The organism is Brucella anthropi ATCC 49188, assembly GCF_000017405.1.
In the GTDB taxonomy this organism is placed as follows: Bacteria; Pseudomonadota; Alphaproteobacteria; order Rhizobiales; family Rhizobiaceae; genus Brucella; species Brucella anthropi.
The window spans coordinates 633,430-652,347 of record NC_009667.1 but is presented as its reverse complement, the minus strand read 5'-3'; the positions used below and the strand labels follow the sequence as shown (position 1 = coordinate 652,347).

Sequence of the window (18,918 nt, the reverse complement as noted above, 5' to 3'; positions counted from 1 at the left end):
AATCTTTTTCACATCAGTTCACAACAGTTGCAGAGCAGCGCTTTGATTGGAGGCGCGGTTGGAAGATTTTGCATCAGGTTTTGGCAAGCCGTCACATTTACCCGTGGCCATTCTCCGGCAGGCCGCCGAAACACGCCCTCACCACATGGACCGTGACCGACGACTGGCCCGATCCCGTTCCGGTCACGGAAACCGAGATCGAGGTGTTCGAGCGATGGTTCGGCGACCTGTTCGATGAAATGTTCGGCCCCGACGCTGGATCGCCCGATTCGGGAGCCAAAATCGAGCTTGAAAACGGTACTAAAAAATGATACTGGATACTCCATGAAAAAGCGTCACAGAGCCACGCTGGAACTGATCTTCGCCCGCCCAGTCAACGGTTCGATCCGCTGGGCGGACATAGAGGCGCTGTTTGTAGTTCTCGGGGCGGAAGTCAGCGAGCGGGAAGGTTCGCGCGTCGGCGTGTTCCTGTTCGACGAAGTGCGCGTCTTTCATCGCCCGCATCCGTCACCGGATACGGACAAAGGTGCGGTTGCCAGCATCCGTAAATGGCTGGACGAACACGGAGTAAAGCCATGAACAATGTCGTTGAAATCAATGGTGAGAAGGCAGTCATCGCTTTCGATCCCGAGATTCAGATGCTGCGCGGCGAGTTTGTCGGCCTGAATGGTGGGGCCGACTTCTATGCCGAGAGCGTCCACGATCTGATTGAGGAAGGCCGCAAGTCGCTGGCCGTGTATCTCGAAATGTGCCGGGAGAAGGGCATCGAGCCGCGTCGGAAGTTCTCTGGCAAGTTCAATGTCCGCCTCACGCCTGACGACCATGCCGCCGCAGTCATTGCCGCAGCAGCATCGGGCAAGAGCCTGAATGAATGGATCGTCGGGACGATCCGGGAGGCCGCTGAATAGCGGCCCCGTTCGGTTCGACCGGATTGAAAGGAGATGGCATGAATGCTTTGTGAGCGGCGCAAGCGCCCGATGATTTCTATATTGTTGGGAGAGGCGGATAGGTTCCAGGCTGGATGTCAATTTAGGGCGCTTGACCCTGTATAAGGAGATTAGTGAGGAAGCTCATCGCGGTGGAGAGCACGCCGGAGCGTTCGTTATCGGATTTATTGAGCAGTTCGCGGGCGGCGCTGGCAATGACGGGATGCGGGCCTTTCTCGCCGACGTACGGGGTGGTCATCATGGCGGATAGCGCCGACTCGATCGGCCGGCGCGGATCGGAGAGGAAGGCGGCAACGCCGGCGAGCGTCTTGTCCTTTTCGGCATAGAGGACGTGCAGGATCGCGCCGACCAGCAGCGAGTGGTATGTCTTCTCCCAGTGATTCCCGCTTCTCCAGCGAGCCTTCGGGATCCACCAGCACATCGGCAACGTTCTGCACATCCCTGGCTTCCCATTCGCCTTTCCGCACCTCGAGCAGTGGATTATAGGCCGCCGACTTCGTATTGGTCGGGTCGAAGAGCAGCACGCGACCGAAGCGGGAGCGCAGGCTTCCGCTGATTGTCGGACGAATAGCGGGCATAGAGGGCGGCACGGGTCATGAATCGGTTCCCCTTCACTCGGCAATGCACTGCGTCTGCATGGCTCGTCGCGGCTGGCGCTGCCTGTCAGCGCAGGCCCGCCTTCCTGCCTCACAAGCCCTCGCCGGGACGGAGCCGGCCGGTCAAGGCTGACGCGGAACGCGCCACCGCGGTAAGCGGCTCGGCCTTGAGGGGCGGCTTCGTTCCGGCCCCCTCAAGCAAGCAAAAAAGGCTTTCACCGTAGATGCCTGCCAGCACATCATTGCATCACATCTTGTCTTCCGGCACGGGCATAACATCCGGCGCTTTGTCCAGAAAGCCTGTCAGAGCACCGCGTTTCGTCGTACCCGCACGTGCCTTGAGGAATTCGCTGGCCGTCTCCACGGCCCCGATCTTCTGTGCGACGGCGGAAATGATCCACTGATTGAGCGACACACCATCCTCCTGCGCCAGACGCGCGGCGGTCTCCTTCAAGGATTGCGGAAGTTGCAGCGGATATTTATAGCGTCGGGTCTGCGTCATGTGTTCAGTCTCCTGACGATCTCTCCCGGTGTTATCACGGTCATACCCAGTCCAAGTGCCGGACGGAAATCCTTGACATTGTGCGTCACGATGGCCTCCGCCTGCCCGTTCAATGCAGCTTCCAGCACCATTTCGTCCGCGACATCCGACAGCATGGGCCGCGTGCGAAACGAAATATCGACGCCTTCGGCAATGGTGGCGAGCGCACGCATCACCGCAGCGACGTCCTCAAGACCATACCCTGTTGCCTGCCGGATTTCCTCCCGGCTCAGCTGGTTTCGATCACACAGGAAATGGGTGATGACCCCATGCATGTCATGATGCGACAGATCATGGCACTGTTTGACGAATACCAGTCCAAGGAAAACGCCAAGTGAAGGCGGTCGCGAATTGTGCGGCGGATGTAGTTTTTATCGGCACGGACTCCCCTTTTAAGCCGTCATGGGGAGCGGGTCGGTTCCCTCGCTCAAGATGGCGAGATATCGCCGGTAACTGAACACGCGCCCCCGTTTGCGCCCGGTGATTTCCTCAACGATGCCAAACCGTTCCAGATCGGCGAGTGCCGCATTCACGGTCGGAGCCGAAAGCCCTGTTTGTTGGACGAGCTGGTTGGCCGTCAGGAACGGGTTCTGCTGGAACAAATCGTGGATACGCAGTGCGGAGCCTGCCCGGTCGCTCTCTGTCGTAATCCGCTCGCGGTCTTCCTTGAACAGATCAACAATACGGGTAGCGGCCTCGAACGCCTGATTGGCCGTTTCCGCAACTCCGGTAAGGAAGAAATCGAGCCAGGCTTCCCACGCCCCGTGCTCGCGCACCTCTTGAAGAAGGCGGTAATAGTCGGCGCGATGCGTTTTCAGGTACAGGCTCAAATAGAGGAGTGGCTTGCGCAGCACACCGTTGACGCAGAGATACAACGTCACCAGCAAGCGGCCGATCCTGCCATTGCCATCAAGGAACGGGTGGATGGTCTCAAATTGGACATGCAGCAGTCCGGCCTTTATGAGAGCGGGTAGACGGGAGCCGTCCTCGTGCATGAAGCGCTCAAGCGCATCGAGGCAATCGTCCATCTCGGTCGGCGGCGGCGGTACGAACAGCGCGTTGGCGGGACGTGAGCCGCCGATCCAGTTCTGAGACCGTCGAAACTCGCCGGGATTTTTCGTCCCGCCGCGTCCGCTTTGTAGCAAGCGTTCGTGCATCTCGCGGATCAGACGCAGTGACAGCGGTAGCTCCTCCAGCCGTTCCAGCCCATACATCATCGCATCGACGTAGTTCGAGACTTCGCGGATGTCGTCAATCGGCTGGCCGACCTGCGCCTCGGTCTCGAAGCGGAGCAGGTCCGAAAGAGTCGATTGTGTGCCTTCGATCTGGGATGAAAGGACGGCCTCCTTCCTTACATACATGTAGAGGAACAGCTCCTGACGCGGGAGCAACATCGTGATCCCGTCCAGACGACCCAACGCGCGTTCGGCCAGGCCTAGCCGCTCCAGAAGGGCCAGCACGTCGATCGGCGGTTCGGGCGGCAGTGAAGGCGGCACGAAGGCACGCACGATTTCGCCCGCAACAGGGGTCTTGACGAAGCGGCCTAGCCGAAGGTTAGAATCTGATTCGGACATGCCCAATTATGCGGGCGCAGTGTTATTTAAGCAATTGGCCCTTAGCTTAAATAAGCATTAAGTTAAGGTAAGCGCTCTTAAATAACGATCGATACTATCATGGGCGCGCACACGCAAAAGGTTCGTAACAATATTCTGTTGAATTTCATCTCAAATTGAACCAGTTTTCCGTTTGACCATGTCCCAGTCAGTTGAATTCATGCTCTTGAAAACACAATGGTATCTGTCTCGCAATTGGATCAGAGCGAAATGGAAAACTGGTTCAAACTCAATTGAAACTCAACACTTGCATTTAGAATTCTTCTTGTCGGCCAAGGTCTTCCCTACCAAGGCAGATCGCTTGATGGCAATCGGCGAATTCAACGGTCAGATCATTATCGTCGTCGTCTTCAAGCCGATTGGTTCGGAAGCCCTCTCCGTTATCTCCATGCGTCCAGCAAGCCAAAAGGAAAGGAAGCTATGATGGGTATCAAATTTTCCTCTAAGCGCCCTCTCACTCAGGAAGAAGAGGCAGCAATCCAGAAGATGATCGCAAGTGATCCTGATGCGCCAGAAGCCACCGATGAACAACTTGCCAAGGCAAAACCCTTCAAAGAAGCCCTCCCGGAAATGGCCGCCAAGATGGAGAAGGCCATTCGGGGCCGACCGCGTATCGACGATCCCAAGACACCGGTTACGATCCGGCTCGATCAGGATGTGGTTCAACGCTTCAAGGCTACTGGCAAAGGTTGGCAGAGCCGCATGAATGAGGCTCTGCGCAAGGCTGTTGGCCTATAAGTGAATACACTATCCACGACGAGCTATCATTCTTGAGAAGCATTGAGCTCAAGCCTCGTGGGGTCAAGCAAAGCCTCTTGAACCACAGTCACCGTCCCCGGGGCATGAGATATTCAATTTTGGCCATGGTACAGGTCTCCTCAAACTTCGTGCCGCATCGAGCGTGGATGCGCGCAGACGATTGCCGCCCCGCGGGTAACAACTACCTCTCATGCGGCTGTCCATTCCTCTGCGCGACCTCCTCGCACATCGGATCACGTACTGCATCGGCGAACTCTGGCAAACGGGCTTTCGAACTTTCTTCCGACAGACGACCCGCAAGTGCATCTATCAGGAGACCGACGTCCAGGTTCAGGTCCGATGTTCGATCCCACCCTCTGCGTCCTGCTCAAAGATAACCTTGTTCTGGTTTGACTGAGTCTGAGCCCATTTCGATATGTCGTCAGCGGTTCGCTTTCGCTCATCTTCTCGCCACACACCTATAGGCGTCGCGCACCGCCATTTCTCCATCGCTCATCACCACGTCTCTTGAAACGAAGCAGCATGGAGTGGTTTGAAGTCGGCCCCTGCAGGTCGGCTTCGGGAGGCCCACTCCCAACTTCAACACAGTTGCGCCGGCACACACAAACGCCAGCTCAAGGCACACGGAAATAAGGACTGTCGAGGTAACGGGCGCAGACGGCCTCATCCGACAGGTTGAAGGTGTGCTTGAGGATTGCAGGTCCTGCCATCAGCCGCGTCAGGGTGGCAGGCCACCACCATCCTTGTAAACTTCCCCGAAGTGCTTTTCCAGAAACGCCCAGTCAATCGTCTGCGCCATCCAGACCAATCTTACAATTTTTGTCTCGATGGTATTCTTCAGATCAGCTCAGCGACGACGCCGTTCCGCGCCGCACGGATATCGCCCTTGCGCGCGAGCCGTTTCCCGATATTCAAGCTCAGATTGCCGATCTGATGATGTCTCCGGCCCGTGCCGTCGCGACCGATCAACGTTTCCGTCAGCAATGGCAGCCTGGCGGATATTAGTGGCGCTAGGACATTACACCATCCAGTGATTTACGCGGCCGAAATTGTCGCCCATGCTGTTAGCTCTGAAGATTTTATGATCGTCATCCCGCTTCGCGCAGCCGTTCCGCCGTCTGCAAGTCCACAGAAACAAGCTGACTCACGCCCTGCTCACCCATCGTCACGCCGAAGAGACGGTTCATGCGCGCCATAGTGATCGGATTATGCGTGATGACCACGAAGCGCGTTTCGGTCGAAGCCGCCATTTCATCCATCAGATTGCAGTAACGCTCCACATTATGGTCATCCAGCGGTGCGTCCACTTCATCGAGTACGCAGATCGGTGCCGGATTGGTGAGGAACACAGCAAAGATGAGCGCCATGGCCGTCAGTGCCTGCTCGCCGCCGGAAAGCAGTGTCATGGTCTGCGGCTTCTTGCCAGGCGGGCGGGCCAGAATTTCCAAGCCGGCTTCCAGCGGATCGTCGCTTTCGATCAATTGCAGTTCAGCCGTGCCGCCGCCAAACAGATGCGTGAACAGACGCTGGAACTGCACATTCACCACGTCGAACGCAGCCAGCAGGCGTTCGCGTCCCTCACGGTTGAGGCTCTGGATTGCCTGGCGCAGTTTCTTTATCGCCTCAATCACGTCCTCACGCTCGGAGACGATGATGCCCAGACGTCCGGACAGTTCTTCTTGTTCCTCATCGGCGCGCAGATTAACCGCCCCGAGCCGCTCGCGATCGATCTTCAACCGCTCCAACTGGCGTTCTAGTTGGTCAGGATCAGGCAAAGCTTCGTCCGGCCCTAAACCTGTCTGGCGGATAGCTTCATGCGGTGGGCAGTTCAAAGCTTCGGCAATACGGGCTTCGGCGTCCTTGCGCCGCTCTTCCGCCGCCGCAAGACGTTCTTCGGCACGCGCACGCTGTTCGCGACTTGCTGCCAATTGCTGGATAGCAAGGGCCGCCGTCTTGTCGAGTTCCGCCTGTGCAGCCTCAGCCTCGGCCAGAATATCGCCAGCCTGTTTTCGAAGGGCATCGGCCTGCGAAAGTTCGTTCAACAGTGCCCGGCGGCGACCCTCGATTTCGTCAGGCGCTTCGGCAAGCACCTCGGCCTCATCTGCCGTTTCCGCACGGCGATCATTCAAAGCAGCTATATGACGGTCCGCATTTTCGGCGCGGGTTTTCCAATTGCGGCGCTCCAACGCAATCATTTCCAGCCGCCGTTTGCGGGCATCGGCCTCGCGCCGCAGCCCTTCGTAAGCAGCGCGCGCTTCGGCCAGAGCAGTGCGGTCCGACATGACTTCGCTGCTCAATGCGGCAAGGCGTTCGCCAATCGCATCGATATCCGGCATTGCGTCAAGCCGGTCTTCGGCTTCCGTGACACGGATCTGCGCTTCTTCGAGATTTTCTTTCAGATGTGCCTTGCTGTCTTCCAGACCGGCACGGCGTGTTGCCAACTGGCCTGCTGCACGCTCAGCAGCCGCCAGAGCCTCACGCGCTTCATCAAGCTTGCGCTGCTTAGCACGCCATTGATCACGCGCGACGCGCTCCTGTTCGACCGCCTCGCGGACGCCGACTTCGGTTCGCTGCACATCCTGCTCAGCCTGCTCGGCACGTTTGCGCGCGGCAATCGCCTCCTGTTCGAGCTCCGCCAGCCGGTTTTTTTGTGCCAGTCGCTGGGCTGCCGGGGTCGGCGCATCGGCGCTCGCTGTATAACCATCCCAGCGCCAGAGCGCACCAGTCTTGCTGACGAGCCGCTGGCCGGGCCGCAACATGGTTTGCAGGCGCTTGCCTTCACTTTCCGAGACAACGCCGACCTGTGCCAGCCTACGGCGCAATTGCTGCGGCCCTTCTACCAGCCGATCCAAAGGTGTCACGCCGTCGGGCAGAGCGGGATCGGCATTGGCTGCGGGATTGTAAGCCCAGTAGACCGGTGCGTTTTCATCGCTGGCCGCATCAAGATCTTCGCCGAGTGCCGCACCAAGTGCTACTTCATAGCCTTTCTCGACACGCAGTTCTTCCACCACCGGCGGAAATTGTCCCGTTTCGCTGGCATTCAAAATGCGGGCCAGCGTCTGCGCTTCCGTTTCGATACGGTTCAGCTCCGTGCGCGCTTCGCTCAAAGGCTGGCGGCTGGCGGCCTCGGCTTCGCGCGCACTTGCAACAAGCTCCTCCGCGGTGGCAACCATTTCCTCGGCGAATGCCAGCGCTTCCATACAACTGTCGACCACGATGCGCTTTTCCGCAGGATCGAACAGGCCACCGATCTGTTCCGCGACAGCAGCGATGTCGCGCTCGATCGCTTCCATCTGGACAGAAAGACGGTCACGACGATCACGTGTTTCCTTCAATGCCCGCTCGATCTGCACACGCTCTGCGGCAGCTTCGGCACGTTCAGCCGTAACGCGGGACAAAGCGTTCTCGCTGTCCTGCAAGCGAACTTCCGCTTCCTCAAACAGTGCATGCAGTTCCTGATCGCGCTCGCCGGATTCTTCGGCGGCAGCGATCAGTTCCTGTTCTTCGTCATCGAGACGCGCCAGAATATCGGCGTTCTCACGCATCATTTCTTCTTCGCGCGCGACGTCGGCGGAAAGCTGCTCAAGACGCTTTATCAACTCTGCCCGGCGGGCACGAAGACGTTCGCCTTCCTCATCAAGCTGCGTTCTGGCAATGGAAAGACGCTGCAATGCAGCCGCAGCTTTCGCTTCAGCTTCACGCAGTTCGGGCAGTTTGTGTGCGCCGACCGCCTGTACTTTCGCCGCGTTCATCTGGGCTTGCGCCATGTCACCGACAGCCGAGGTTGCCTGCGCCAGGGCGCTTTGCGCCTCGCCTTCCTGCATCTTTGCCTGCGACCAGCGCAAATGCAGAAGTGCGGCTTCCGCCCGGCGAATATCTGCGGAAAGTGCCTTGAACCGGTTCGCCTGACGCGCCTGACGTTTCAGACTTTCAATCTGACTTCCCAACTCGCCAACCACATCGTCCAGACGCTCGAGATTGGTTTCAGCAGCACGCAAGCGCAGCTCGGCCTCATGACGGCGCGTATGCAGGCCCGAAATGCCAGCCGCTTCTTCCAGAAGCGCACGACGGGCTTGAGGCTTTGCCTGAATAAGCTCACCAATACGCCCCTGCCCGACCATCGACGGTGAACGTGCGCCGGTGGACTGGTCCGCAAAGAGAAGTTGCACGTCCTTGGCGCGCGCTTCCTTGCCATTGATGCGATAGACCGATCCCGACTCCCGTTCAATGCGGCGAGAGACCTGCAATTCGTCCGCATCATTGTAAGCTGCAGGCGCGGTGCGGTCAGAATTGTCGAGAAAAAGCGTGACTTCCGCAGTATTGCGCGCGGGCCGCGTGGCCGAGCCGGAAAAGATCACATCGTCCATGCCGGAGGCGCGCATGTTCTTGTATGAGTTTTCACCCATCACCCAGCGCAGCGCTTCGACCAGATTGGATTTGCCGCAGCCATTCGGGCCGACAACGCCCGTCAGCCCGCCTTCGATGACGAACTCCATGGGCTCGACGAAAGATTTGAAACCGACAAGGCGCAGCCTGGAGAAGCGCATCAGAATGCCCCTCCTGCAGCGAGAGCGGTGCCTGTTAAAACCGGGTGGTGGAACCGCTCCAGCTCATTGTTTGTACGCATTATCCCACGCAAAACCGCTTCGCACTTTTGCTGGAAATGCTCTATCTCAAAAACGCAAAAAGCGGACGCAAAAGAGCGCCCGCTTTTCGATCTGAAAACCGGATCAGAGAAGCTTGTCGATGATTGCCGACATTTCGTCAACCGAAAGCGCTCCAGCGTATTTTTGTCCGTTAATGAAGAAAGTCGGCGTTGCACTCACACCAAAATCCTTCGACCCACGCTCCATCGTCGCTCTCACATCATCGAGAACTTGCTGGTTCGTCAAGCAAGCCTTGAAGGACTCCTGTGTAAAACCGGCAAGTTTTGCAATTTGCAGGAGAGCTGCTTCACCATCTTCGGCGGTCGCCCACTGCTGCTGCTGCTTGAAGAAAACGTCGACCATGGGGAAGTAACGGTCTTCCGGTGCGCAGCGCGCCAGCATGAAAGCGGCAGTCGCGCGCGGATCGAACGGGAACTCACGAAAGATGAGCCGTGCCTTGCCCGTATCGATATATTTTTCCTTGATTTTCGGGAATGTGTTGATCGTAAAATCTGCGCAATGCGGGCAGGTCAGCGATGCATATTCAACGATGGTGACCGGCGCGTCAGCCTTGCCATAGACCATATCCTTGAGCTTGCCGGGTTCGGCAATCTTGGCCGCATCAACGGTGCCTTCAGGATCGCGCTGCTGCGCATTCGCACCACCGGCAAACGCCAGCCCGGCAGCCGCTGCTCCGGCGAGAGAAATAACGTGTCTGCGATTAAACGCTGCAGGCATCCGAATCATCCAGTCCTGTTTCAATAGTTGACTTCGACATACAATCTAAAGCGGCAGATCGCACTTCGCTAGACCCGCAGCGTTCACATGAAAGTCAGCACCTTGTGTTTTTTGTCTTCATATTTGCGACAATCAATTGGAGTACCTAGTTCAAACTGCTGAAAGCTTGCATCAATTTTATGGCAGCAAGCCGAATTCAGCTGTCCTTACCGTCTTTTCGACCGATCGTCCGCTTCTCTGCGAGAATGTTCTTGCCAAGACGCGCCAGTGCTGCGCGAAGCGCGTCATCTTCAATACCGTCCGTGGCCTTGTCGATGCGGCGTTCTTCCGCTGGACCAAGCGGCGCCAGCCTCTTTATCCGACGCTTGGCTGGAATGACCGGCGGCTTCTGTTCGATGCGAATGCGCCCGACTGCCGAGAAGCCGAGAAAGCCATTGATACGGCTGATGATTTCCCCTGTTTCATGCTGAACTTGCAGGGCTGCGAAGCCTTCACAGGCGATAATCAGCGTTGCTGGTGAAAACGGATCATCCTCATGCAGACGACGGGGCCAGATAATGCGCAGCGGACGCGACGTTGCACCGATGGCAGGCCCGACAATATCTTCCCACGACTGAAGCAAAGCGAGATTGATACCGGCACGCTTTTGCAGCATCGGGTCCACCAGACCCGAAGCCATGTCTGCTAGCGGCCTGAAGCCGCGTCTGGATGCTGGTTCGCTCATCGCGCTCCATTATAGCCGCGAAACCACTCGACAAACAAAGGAATCCCCTGATCGAGTGTCGTTTTCGGGCTAAAGCCAAGATCGCCAGCAGCAAGCGTGATGTCGGCGTAAGTACGCGGCACGTCGGCAGCTGGCATGGGTTCGAGCTTACGGATTGCTTCCTTGCCCGTCGCTTTCTCGATTGCAGCAATGAAATCGTTCAGCATTACGGGCCGGTTGTTGCCGAGATTATAAACAGGTGCGGTATCTTCCGGTTTGTCGAGTATGCGCCGTGCCGCACCGACTACACCGCTGACGATATCGTCCACGAAGGTGAAGTCCCGCTGCATCTCACCATTATTGAACACCCGGATCGGCTCACCCTTGAGGATCGCGGACGTGAACAGCCATGGCGCCATGTCAGGCCGCCCGTAGGGACCGTAGACGGTAAAGAAACGCAAGCCCGCAGAGTGGAGCTTGTGCACGTGACGGTAGGAGTAGGCCAGCAATTCGCCCGAACGCTTTGTCGCGGCATAGATCGAGACGGGATGATCGACAGGATCGCTTTCGGAGAAAGGCACCTTTTCATTCGCGCCATAGACCGACGATGAACTGGCATAGACGACAGGCGGTCGCTTATCCAGTCTGAGCGCTGTTTCGAAGACCGTGACCTGTCCCTGCACATTAGCGGAGATATAGACGGTGGGGTTCTCAATGGAGTATCGCACACCCGCCTGCGCTGCCAGATGCACGATGATATCTGCATCCCGATCAGCACCGATTGCCGCATTGAACGCTTCCGCATCGGAAATATCCGCCTTTGCAAACCTGAAGCCTTCCCTCATATGAAGTTTGGAGAGCCGGGTTTCTTTCAGGGCAACCGGATAATAGTCATTCACATTGTCTATGCCGATGACCTGCCAGCCTTCATCCAGCAGTCGTTGCGCCGTGTGGAACCCGATAAATCCGGCTGCGCCCGTTACAATGGCTTTCATGCGGCTGATTTCTTTCCAAAAATATACGAGATGAGACCTGCGCGGCGCGCAGCCATCATTCGTCGCGATGCAGCCGCATTCAGTGCTGCGAGGAAGAACATGGTCGAGGCGATGGTCACCTCGTGCAAAAGCGGATTGTGCAGCATGCCGTAGCTGCCACAGATAACAGCGAAATAAATTAATGCTCGCCGCATCGCCCAACTATCGGCGGTCCGCCACAGATAGACGAAGATCGAGATAAATGCGCCGGCCATGAAGATAAGACCAACAATGCCATCGTTCAGCAGTTCATCGAGAATCGTGTTGTGCACGTGACGGAAGCCGTTCAGCATCGTAGCCTTATCGCCAGCCTCAGCCTTTACGAAATCCATCTTCGAATAGGAGCCAACACCTGTAAACGGATGGGTCGCAATAACACGAGACGCACTTTTCCACATGACTTCGCGGATATCGGCTGAGATCTTGTCTTCCCAGTCAGCGGCACGCCCGGTATCGTAATATTCGACCATTCCAGAAAAACGCTTGGAAATGATGCTTCCGACAGGGCCGACAACGACCAGAGCCGCTGTTGCGGCAAACAGTATTGCGTAAGCCGCGCCCTGTTGCCTGATGCTGAAACGCTTCAGGAAGATGAGGATTTCCACAGCGACAAATATCGGCAACACCACAATGACTGCACGTGTTTCAGAGGTCAAAACAGCGGCGAACCCGAGAACCAGCCAATGCGGACCATTCGGCAAGTAGCGTGATGTGTTGCGCAGCGGGATCGCAGCAGAGATCGCCGCTACCCCAGCAACGAATGCGAAAACGGCCTGATTGCCGCCAATGCCAATGCGTCCACCGTCGACGATAGAAAGGCAGACCGCGATAATGACGGCAAGCAGCGTTCCAACGCGTGCGCCAAGGACATAGGCTCGCAGTGGATCACGGATAAGCACCATTCCGGAACCGGCAAAAGCGAAAATGGTGATCAGCAGAGTATAGCCGATCTGCCGGTTATCGTGGAAAGGCTCGCCGCGAAACAGGATCAAGCCTAACGACCAGACAGCATATAAGACGATGAAAAGATAGAATTTTTTTGCGAACATACGTGTCGTCGCATGACGTCCGCAGGCGAGATAAATACCAATGCATGAAAAGACGAAAAGTATCAGCGGTCCAAAACCGATGCGAATGGGCATCGCGGCCGACGCTATCCCGAGCACCCAGGAATCTATCCGGCGCCGCAGGAGAAAAGACTTTTTAAAATAACTCAATCTCTGCCCTCTCTTAAGCCCTTCTTATCAAGAGCGTAGGCGATTCGTCGGACATAGTCAGTTGCTCGAAACAGAAGGGTAGTTATCCTTTTGTATACGGGTAAACGCTTCTTGGCGTAGGCAGAACGCCCCTGAGCGATCGTAGAAATCGCAATATCCGAAAACTCAACGACCGGCTTGTCGGTCGTAAAAACCTGATACGCACCAGCCCACCCGCGTTCCAATGCAACATCATAAGGCAGTCGCATGGGCCGGAGCGCTTTCAGCATTTTCGACGCACCTTCCCTGGTTACGACATATGCTGCTGAACTGCCCAGCGGACCATGCAGACAGCGACCTATGGAGAACTGATCACCGGCTTTTTGAAATGGGCGGAAGGCAGCCGTCCTGTGATTCACGAGCTTAACCGCATCCCAACCCGTCACCTTTGTCAAATACGTCAGGAACGGTTGAAAAGCAGGAGTGAAAATTACGTCATCTTCCACAATGACCGCAAAAGATTCAGGTGCTGCGGCTATTATCTCCAGCACTTGGATATGGCTGAAATAACAACCAATTTCTGCGGGCAGTACAGTTTTACCATGCCAACGACGAAAGCCTGCATCATCGAAATCCGTCAGTTCTTCCGGGGACAGAAGTTTTCCCTCAACAGCTTCCACGCGCCTCAGATCGATCGAAAGCGCATCCGCATTGGACTTCAGCCTGTCCCAGCGATCCCGTGACCGCGCAAGATTGATGACATAGACAGGTACAGAATGGTCCACTTATTCTCTTTCCAACCGAGCACATCAGAAGGCCCACGGTGAGACTTCTATGCGCTAGGATCTATTATGCACAGCGTTGTTTCTATCAATTCTAAAAATAAGGCATTAATCAGAATGCTGCCCAACTGTTAACCGATGTCCTTCTCATGCTGAATTCTACCAATTCCAATCAATCCACAAAGCTCCTGCGCTGGTATGACCGGCACCATCGCGTTCTGCCGTGGCGCGTGAGCCCGTCCGAACAGGCCTCCGGCGTCAAACCCGATCCCTATCGCGTCTGGCTCTCCGAGATTATGCTTCAGCAGACGACGGTGGAGGCGGTCAAGTCCTACTTCGTGAAATTCGTAGAACGCTGGCCCACCGTTCAAGCCATGGCAAAGGCGAGTGAGGACGATATCCTGCGTGCATGGGCCGGGCTCGGTTATTATTCGCGTGCACGTAACTTGAAAAAATGTGCCAACGCCGTGGCCCTACAGCACGATGGCAAGTTTCCAGACAATGCCATTGCACTGAAGGAACTGCCGGGCATCGGCGATTACACTTCGGCGGCGATCGCCGCAATCGCGTTTGGCGAGGCGGCTGCCGTCGTCGACGGCAATGTGGAGCGTGTAATTTCGCGGCTCTACACAATTGACACGCCCCTGCCCGCTGCAAAAGCTGAAATCCGCGCACTCATGGGTCAAATGACGCCTATCGACAGACCGGGAGACTTTGCTCAGGCCATGATGGATCTGGGTGCAACCATATGCACGCCACGACGGCCAGCCTGTGCGATCTGCCCGTTCAACAATGATTGCTCGGCTCTCAAATCGCGCGATCCGGAGGAGTTTCCGGTGAAGGCCCCCAAGGCAGAAAAGCCAATTCGTACCGGGGCGGCATTCATCGCCATTGCGGGGGATGGTTCAATTCTCCTGCGCAAGCGGAAAGGTGAAGGCCTGCTTGCCGGAATGACCGAAGTTCCGGGTAGCCACTGGACGGCGCGTATCGACGGAGATGCAACAATCGCCGCAGCACCGTTCCCAGCACATTGGAACGCTTCCGGTTCAATCACGCATGTTTTTACACATTTCGAACTGAGATTGACGGTCTATCGTTCCGAGAATGTCAGCAAGAGTGCGTCTGCGGATGGATGGTGGTCCCGACCAGACGAGCTTTCCGATGAGGCGCTACCCACCGTCATGAAAAAGGCGATCATCGCCGCCATACCAGAAGCATTCAAACGAGGGAGGAGAAACCATTGAGCAGTCCCGTCAAGCATGTAGTCTTCGATATTGGCCGAGTTCTGATCCACTATGATCCTGAACTTGCTTATCTCGACGTCATTCCCGATGCTTCGGAACGGCGGTGGTTTCTGGAAAACATCTGCACCAGCGCATGGAATATCGAGCAGGATCGCGGCAGAAGCTGGCAGGAAGCAGAAGCACTCCTGATCGATACATATCCCGAGAAACGCGATCATATTCGTGCGTTCCGGCAAAACTGGAACCGCATGGTTCCCCATGCGTACGAGGACAGCGTCGAAATTCTGCGCGGCCTGATAGGCCATGGCAATGACGTCACCATGCTGACGAATTTCGCTTCAGACACTTTCCGCGAAGCACAGGTTCGCTTTCCCTTTCTAACCGAAAGTCGGGGCGTCACCGTATCGGGCGACATCCATATGCTGAAACCCGACCGCGAAATCTACGATCATCATGTTGCATCGTTCGACCTTGATCCCGCGGCAACGCTTTTCATCGATGACACGATGCACAATGTGGATGGCGCCAGACAGGCTGGCTGGCAGGCCGTGCATTTTACAGATGCGGACAAGCTGAGCTCCGATTTGAAAGCCCTGAGCCTCACCTTCTAGAGCCTGTCTCCCGAAAATGGGACCGGTTTCGGGATAAAGACACGTGTAAAAACAAACGAATAGAACACTTCCAATAATTCAATCAAAACAGGAAATGCTCCAGATCTAAAATAGCGAAGGCGCCCGAAGCCAATGCTTCGAGCGCCTCACTATCAGACTATGCTGGAGGCCGTCCGATAACTAATCGTTTGCGCATCTTATCCGAAAACCGCTTCGCACTTTTCAGGATGCGCTTTAAGCGCCTGCAACTGCCATCTGGTCGCGAATGACCTTGCGCAAGGCATCAATTGGCTTCAACGCGCCGTTTTCCTCGTAGTGCCAGAAAGTCCATCCATTGCAGGCATCAAAGCCCTGAACCTTTGCACCGATACGATGGATCGAACCCGCTTCACCGTTGGCAGCCAGCGTACCATCCGCGCGAACAATGGCAGCAAAACGGCGACGTTCATCACAAAGCACCGTGCCGGGACGAAGAAGCCCCGCTTCGAGGACGCTGGTGAACGCGACACGCGGTTCGGCCCGTTTGCCCGTCATCACCGTCAGTTCGGCTTTGCCGAGCGGTTCAACAGCGTCGATACGGGCCGTCGCTGCATCGATATAGCTCTGTTCGCGCTCGATACCGACGAAGTGGCGTCCGAGGCGCTTGGCAACCGCACCCGTCGTTCCAGAACCGAAGAACGGATCAAGAATGACGTCACCCGGCTTGCTGGAGGCCATCATGATGCGAGCAAGTAATGCTTCCGGCTTCTGGGTTGGATGAACCTTGTCGCCATTTTCGTCTTTCAGGCGTTCAGAACCCGTGCAGATAGGGAACAGCCAGTCCGAGCGCATCTGTACGTCGTCATTGGCGGCCTTCATCGCTTCATAATTGAAGGTATAGCCTTTGCCCTTCTGATCACGCGAAGCCCAGATCAGCGTTTCATGAGCATTCTGGAAACGACGACCGCGGAAATTCGGCATCGGGTTCGTCTTGCGCCAGATGACATCATTCAGGAGCCAGAAGCCGAGATCCTGCAATTGCGAACCGACCCGGAAAATATTGTGGTAGGAGCCGATGACCCAGATGGTGCCATTCGGCTTCAGGACACGACGGCAGGCCATAAGCCATGCACGCGTGAAGGCATCATAGGCCTGAAAGCTCTCGAACTGATCCCAGTGATCGTCAACTGCGCTGACCATCGACTGGTCAGGGCGATGCAAATCGCCGCCAAGCTGGAGATTATAGGGAGGATCGGCAAAAATGACGTCCACGGAATGATCCGGCAGGCGTTCCAGAGCCGCGACGCAATCACCTTTGATGATGGAGTCAAGCCAGGCGGTACGCGGAGCCTCAATGGGCAACTCATGTGCAAGACGTACAAGAGACATGGGATACTCGATTACCTGTGGACGCAAAAAACTTGTCCTTATGGTTACCGGGTAGGGTAAATATGCAGTTAACGCCAAGTGATTGAAATCGTAAATCTTTTCTTAAACGAGGTGGAAAGTCCGCAGTTCCGGGCTTTTCATGGTCAATTGACCCTCGACATTTTGCCACCTGTCATCTTAACGCCGCGATCGCTATGCAATTGTAACTTTAACTTCTTGCCCTTGATAAGGCTTGGTTATCCCTTTTTGCCTATAATCGGCAGTCAACTTCTGAATTTGCGTGGCGGACATGCGCGCCGCCCCGCTTGTCCGGTGTATTTTATGATGAATATCGCTGAACTGCGGCATAACCGGTATTTGCGGGTTCTCTTTGTACCCTTTCGCATGCGTGCACTGGTTCGCGGCAGCGAAATAGGCCTCGTTATCGCCGGCACTGTCATCGGCATCATTTCAGGGCTGATGGTTGCCGCGATTGGCAGCATTTCCCAATGGATGCATCAGGCAATCTTCGCTCTTGAACCCGGCGAAAAACTGAGCTCGGCGGCATCATTGCAACCCAGCGCTTATATCGCGCCGCTCGCGGGCGGCATCTTGATGGGGATCGTGATCTGGGTTCTCGCGCGCTGGCGCAAGCGGCCCATCGTCGACCCTATCGAAGCAAATGCACTTCATGGCGGACGCCTGTCGCTGACGGACAGCTTCATCCTCGTCGGACAGAACCTGATTTCGAACGGTTTCGGCGCATCGGTCGGGCTTGAAGCCGCTTATACGCAGCTTGCGAGCGGTTTCGCATCCCGTATCGGTCGGGCACTCAAGCTTCGTCGTGCAGATTTGCGAACACTGGTCGGCTGCGGCGCTGCGGCAGCTATTGCCAGCGCCTTCAATGCTCCGCTGACTGGGGCATTCTATGCATTCGAACTCATCATCGGCGTCTATTCGATTGCCACGCTGGCGCCTGTCGTCGTGGCGGCGATCGTCGGTGCGCTGGTGACGCAGGCAATTGGCGGAGCGCCCTTTGTCATCGATATCGGTCAGATCAACGACATCACCCCGCGCGACTACGTGCCAGCGCTCGTTCTCGGCTTCTTTTCGGCAGGTATTGCCATCCTCATCATGCGCGGGGTTACCTTTGTTGAGAAGGTCGCTCGACGCAGCGTGGTGCCGAATGTTATGGCGCCAGCAATCGGTGGGGCCGTCGTCGGCATGATCGCTTTCATTTCGCCTCAGGTTCTGGCCTCAGGACATGGGGCGCTGCATCTCGATCTCAATGCAAATATCACTATTCCGGCGCTCCTGCTCCTGATCCTCAGCAAGTCGCTTGCCTCTGCCGTCTCCATTGGCGCAGGTTTTCGCGGCGGTCTGTTCTTCGCATCGCTATTTCTCGGCGCGCTGACGGGCAAGCTGTTTGCCGCCGTGGCCGGAGCGGTGCTGCCTGCCGGCCTGGCACTTGCACCTGAGGTCTATGCCGTTATCGGCATGAGCTCTCTTGCCGTGGCGGTTGTCGGCGGCCCGATGACCATGACCTTTCTTGCGCTGGAAATGACCGGTGACTTTCCTATCGCGATGCTCGTTCTTGGAGCCGTCGTCTCGTCCTCGCTGATGGTGCGGAAGACCTTCGGTTACTCCTTCGCAACGTGGCGCTTTCACCTGCGCGGCGAGGCTATCCGGTCCGCGCACGACATTGGCTGGATACGCAATCTGACCGTAAACCGGATGATGCGTCACGATGTGCGAACCGTGCTGATCGATACCGATATAGAAACCTTCCGGCACGATTTCCCTCTTGGCTCGACCCAGCGCGTCATCGCGGTCGATGCCGATGGACGCTATGTCGGCATGATCCCGGTTCCAGAGGTCTATGCCGACAGCTTCGACACATCCGACGGCGAACACAGCATCAGCGAGCTTCTCAAATATCAGGACGAGTTCCTGCTGCCCCAGATGAACGCCAAGGAAGCCGTCGCCCGTTTCGACCGGGCAGAAAGCGAAGCTCTGGCCGTGGTAAACAACGCACAGGAGCGTAAGGTGCTCGGTCTTCTCAGTGAAGCGCACACCCTGCGTCGCTACAGCGAGGAGCTGGACCGACGGCGGCGTGAAGTTTCCGGTGAGGTCTGAACCCGAACCAGCCGCGATTTGACGA

19 protein-coding genes and 2 pseudogenes are annotated in these 18,918 nt (G+C 56.5%); 8 read left to right on the top strand and 13 right to left on the bottom strand.

Going from position 1 to position 18,918, the window contains the following annotated elements:
- Positions 1–68 precede the first annotated feature (68 nt).
- The 3 genes from OANT_RS03230 to OANT_RS27060 are packed head-to-tail and all read left to right on the top strand — an operon-like array spanning position 69 to position 908.
- Positions 69–311, top strand: coding sequence for a hypothetical protein (locus tag OANT_RS03230; RefSeq protein WP_012090882.1), 243 nt, complete (start codon positions 69–71; stop codon positions 309–311).
- 13 nt (positions 312–324) lie between these two features.
- Positions 325–579 carry a type II toxin-antitoxin system HicA family toxin gene (locus OANT_RS03225; protein WP_041544962.1) on the top strand — a complete coding sequence of 85 codons (255 nt, stop codon included), beginning with the start codon at positions 325–327 and terminating at the stop codon, positions 577–579.
- Positions 576–908, top strand: a complete 333-nt coding sequence (locus OANT_RS27060; protein WP_012090880.1) for a type II toxin-antitoxin system HicB family antitoxin — start codon at positions 576–578, stop codon at positions 906–908. The genes OANT_RS03225 and OANT_RS27060 overlap by 4 nt, the downstream gene beginning before the upstream one ends.
- Positions 909–1,062: 154 nt before the next feature.
- On the opposite strand, the pseudogene OANT_RS03215 reads toward OANT_RS27060, so the two are convergent.
- From OANT_RS03215 to OANT_RS03200, 4 genes and pseudogenes are all read right to left on the bottom strand, one after another.
- A pseudogene (locus OANT_RS03215) lies at positions 1,063–1,489 on the bottom strand (type IV secretory system conjugative DNA transfer family protein); the annotation flags it as partial.
- A 301-nt stretch (positions 1,490–1,790) separates the two neighbouring features.
- A complete protein-coding gene (locus tag OANT_RS03210; protein ID WP_012090879.1) occupies positions 1,791–2,045 on the bottom strand; it encodes a toxin-antitoxin system HicB family antitoxin in 255 nt (84 codons plus the stop codon).
- Positions 2,042–2,359 (bottom strand): PIN domain-containing protein, encoded by a 318-nt coding sequence (locus OANT_RS03205; protein ID WP_012090878.1) that lies wholly within the window; start codon positions 2,357–2,359, stop codon positions 2,042–2,044. The genes OANT_RS03210 and OANT_RS03205 overlap by 4 nt, the downstream gene beginning before the upstream one ends.
- Before the next feature lie 117 nt (positions 2,360–2,476).
- Entirely contained in the window at positions 2,477–3,658 is a 1,182-nt protein-coding gene (locus tag OANT_RS03200) for a Fic family protein (RefSeq protein WP_012090877.1), read from the bottom strand.
- Between the two features lie 178 nt (positions 3,659–3,836).
- On the opposite strand from OANT_RS03200, the gene OANT_RS26685 reads away from it, so the two are divergent.
- Together OANT_RS26685 and OANT_RS03190 are read left to right on the top strand one after the other, a co-directional pair.
- Entirely contained in the window at positions 3,837–4,121 is a 285-nt protein-coding gene (locus OANT_RS26685) for a BrnT family toxin (RefSeq protein WP_158304319.1), read from the top strand.
- Positions 4,121–4,435, top strand: a complete 315-nt coding sequence (locus OANT_RS03190; protein WP_041545288.1) for a BrnA antitoxin family protein — start codon at positions 4,121–4,123, stop codon at positions 4,433–4,435. Before OANT_RS26685 ends, OANT_RS03190 begins: the two co-directional genes overlap by 1 nt.
- 644 nt (positions 4,436–5,079) lie before the next feature.
- Here the strand turns inward: OANT_RS03190 and OANT_RS27055 are convergent.
- The 8 genes and pseudogenes from OANT_RS27055 to OANT_RS03160 form a co-directional block, all read right to left on the bottom strand.
- Positions 5,080–5,264, bottom strand: a pseudogene (locus OANT_RS27055) (transposase); the annotation flags it as partial.
- Positions 5,265–5,293: 29 nt separating this feature from the next.
- On the bottom strand, positions 5,294–5,440 hold the full coding sequence (locus OANT_RS26680; protein ID WP_158304318.1) for a hypothetical protein: 147 nt from the start codon (positions 5,438–5,440) through the stop codon (positions 5,294–5,296).
- 104 nt (positions 5,441–5,544) lie between these two features.
- Positions 5,545–9,003 (bottom strand): chromosome segregation protein SMC, encoded by a 3,459-nt coding sequence (gene smc / locus OANT_RS03185; protein WP_012090874.1) that lies wholly within the window; start codon positions 9,001–9,003, stop codon positions 5,545–5,547.
- 183 nt (positions 9,004–9,186) lie between these two features.
- A complete protein-coding gene (locus OANT_RS03180; protein ID WP_010658427.1) occupies positions 9,187–9,840 on the bottom strand; it encodes a DsbA family protein in 654 nt (217 codons plus the stop codon).
- A 196-nt stretch (positions 9,841–10,036) separates the two neighbouring features.
- Positions 10,037–10,564, bottom strand: coding sequence for a DUF721 domain-containing protein (locus OANT_RS03175; RefSeq protein ID WP_012090872.1), 528 nt, complete (start codon positions 10,562–10,564; stop codon positions 10,037–10,039).
- Positions 10,561–11,538 (bottom strand): SDR family NAD(P)-dependent oxidoreductase, encoded by a 978-nt coding sequence (locus OANT_RS03170; RefSeq protein ID WP_012090871.1) that lies wholly within the window; start codon positions 11,536–11,538, stop codon positions 10,561–10,563. The genes OANT_RS03175 and OANT_RS03170 overlap by 4 nt, the downstream gene beginning before the upstream one ends.
- Positions 11,535–12,626: an O-antigen ligase family protein gene (locus OANT_RS03165; RefSeq protein ID WP_235819927.1), complete on the bottom strand. Its 1,092-nt coding sequence runs from the start codon at positions 12,624–12,626 to the stop codon at positions 11,535–11,537. The genes OANT_RS03170 and OANT_RS03165 overlap by 4 nt, the downstream gene beginning before the upstream one ends.
- A 164-nt stretch (positions 12,627–12,790) precedes the next feature.
- Positions 12,791–13,558 carry a glycosyltransferase family 25 protein gene (locus tag OANT_RS03160; RefSeq protein ID WP_012090869.1) on the bottom strand — a complete coding sequence of 256 codons (768 nt, stop codon included), beginning with the start codon at positions 13,556–13,558 and terminating at the stop codon, positions 12,791–12,793.
- A 146-nt stretch (positions 13,559–13,704) separates the two neighbouring features.
- Here OANT_RS03160 and mutY point away from each other — a divergent pair, with 146 nt between their 5' ends.
- Positions 13,705–14,799: an A/G-specific adenine glycosylase gene (gene mutY, locus OANT_RS03155; RefSeq protein WP_012090868.1), complete on the top strand. Its 1,095-nt coding sequence runs from the start codon at positions 13,705–13,707 to the stop codon at positions 14,797–14,799.
- Entirely contained in the window at positions 14,796–15,410 is a 615-nt protein-coding gene (locus tag OANT_RS03150; RefSeq protein ID WP_012090867.1) for an HAD family hydrolase, read from the top strand. The genes mutY and OANT_RS03150 overlap by 4 nt, the downstream gene beginning before the upstream one ends.
- Before the next feature lie 234 nt (positions 15,411–15,644).
- On the opposite strand, the gene OANT_RS03145 is transcribed toward OANT_RS03150, so the two are convergent.
- Positions 15,645–16,778: a site-specific DNA-methyltransferase gene (locus tag OANT_RS03145; RefSeq protein WP_012090866.1), complete on the bottom strand. Its 1,134-nt coding sequence runs from the start codon at positions 16,776–16,778 to the stop codon at positions 15,645–15,647.
- 324 nt (positions 16,779–17,102) lie between these two features.
- Between OANT_RS03145 and OANT_RS03140 the strand changes: the two genes are divergently transcribed.
- Positions 17,103–18,893: a chloride channel protein gene (locus tag OANT_RS03140; protein ID WP_040130233.1), complete on the top strand. Its 1,791-nt coding sequence runs from the start codon at positions 17,103–17,105 to the stop codon at positions 18,891–18,893.
- The last annotated feature ends 25 nt before the right edge of the window (positions 18,894–18,918 follow it).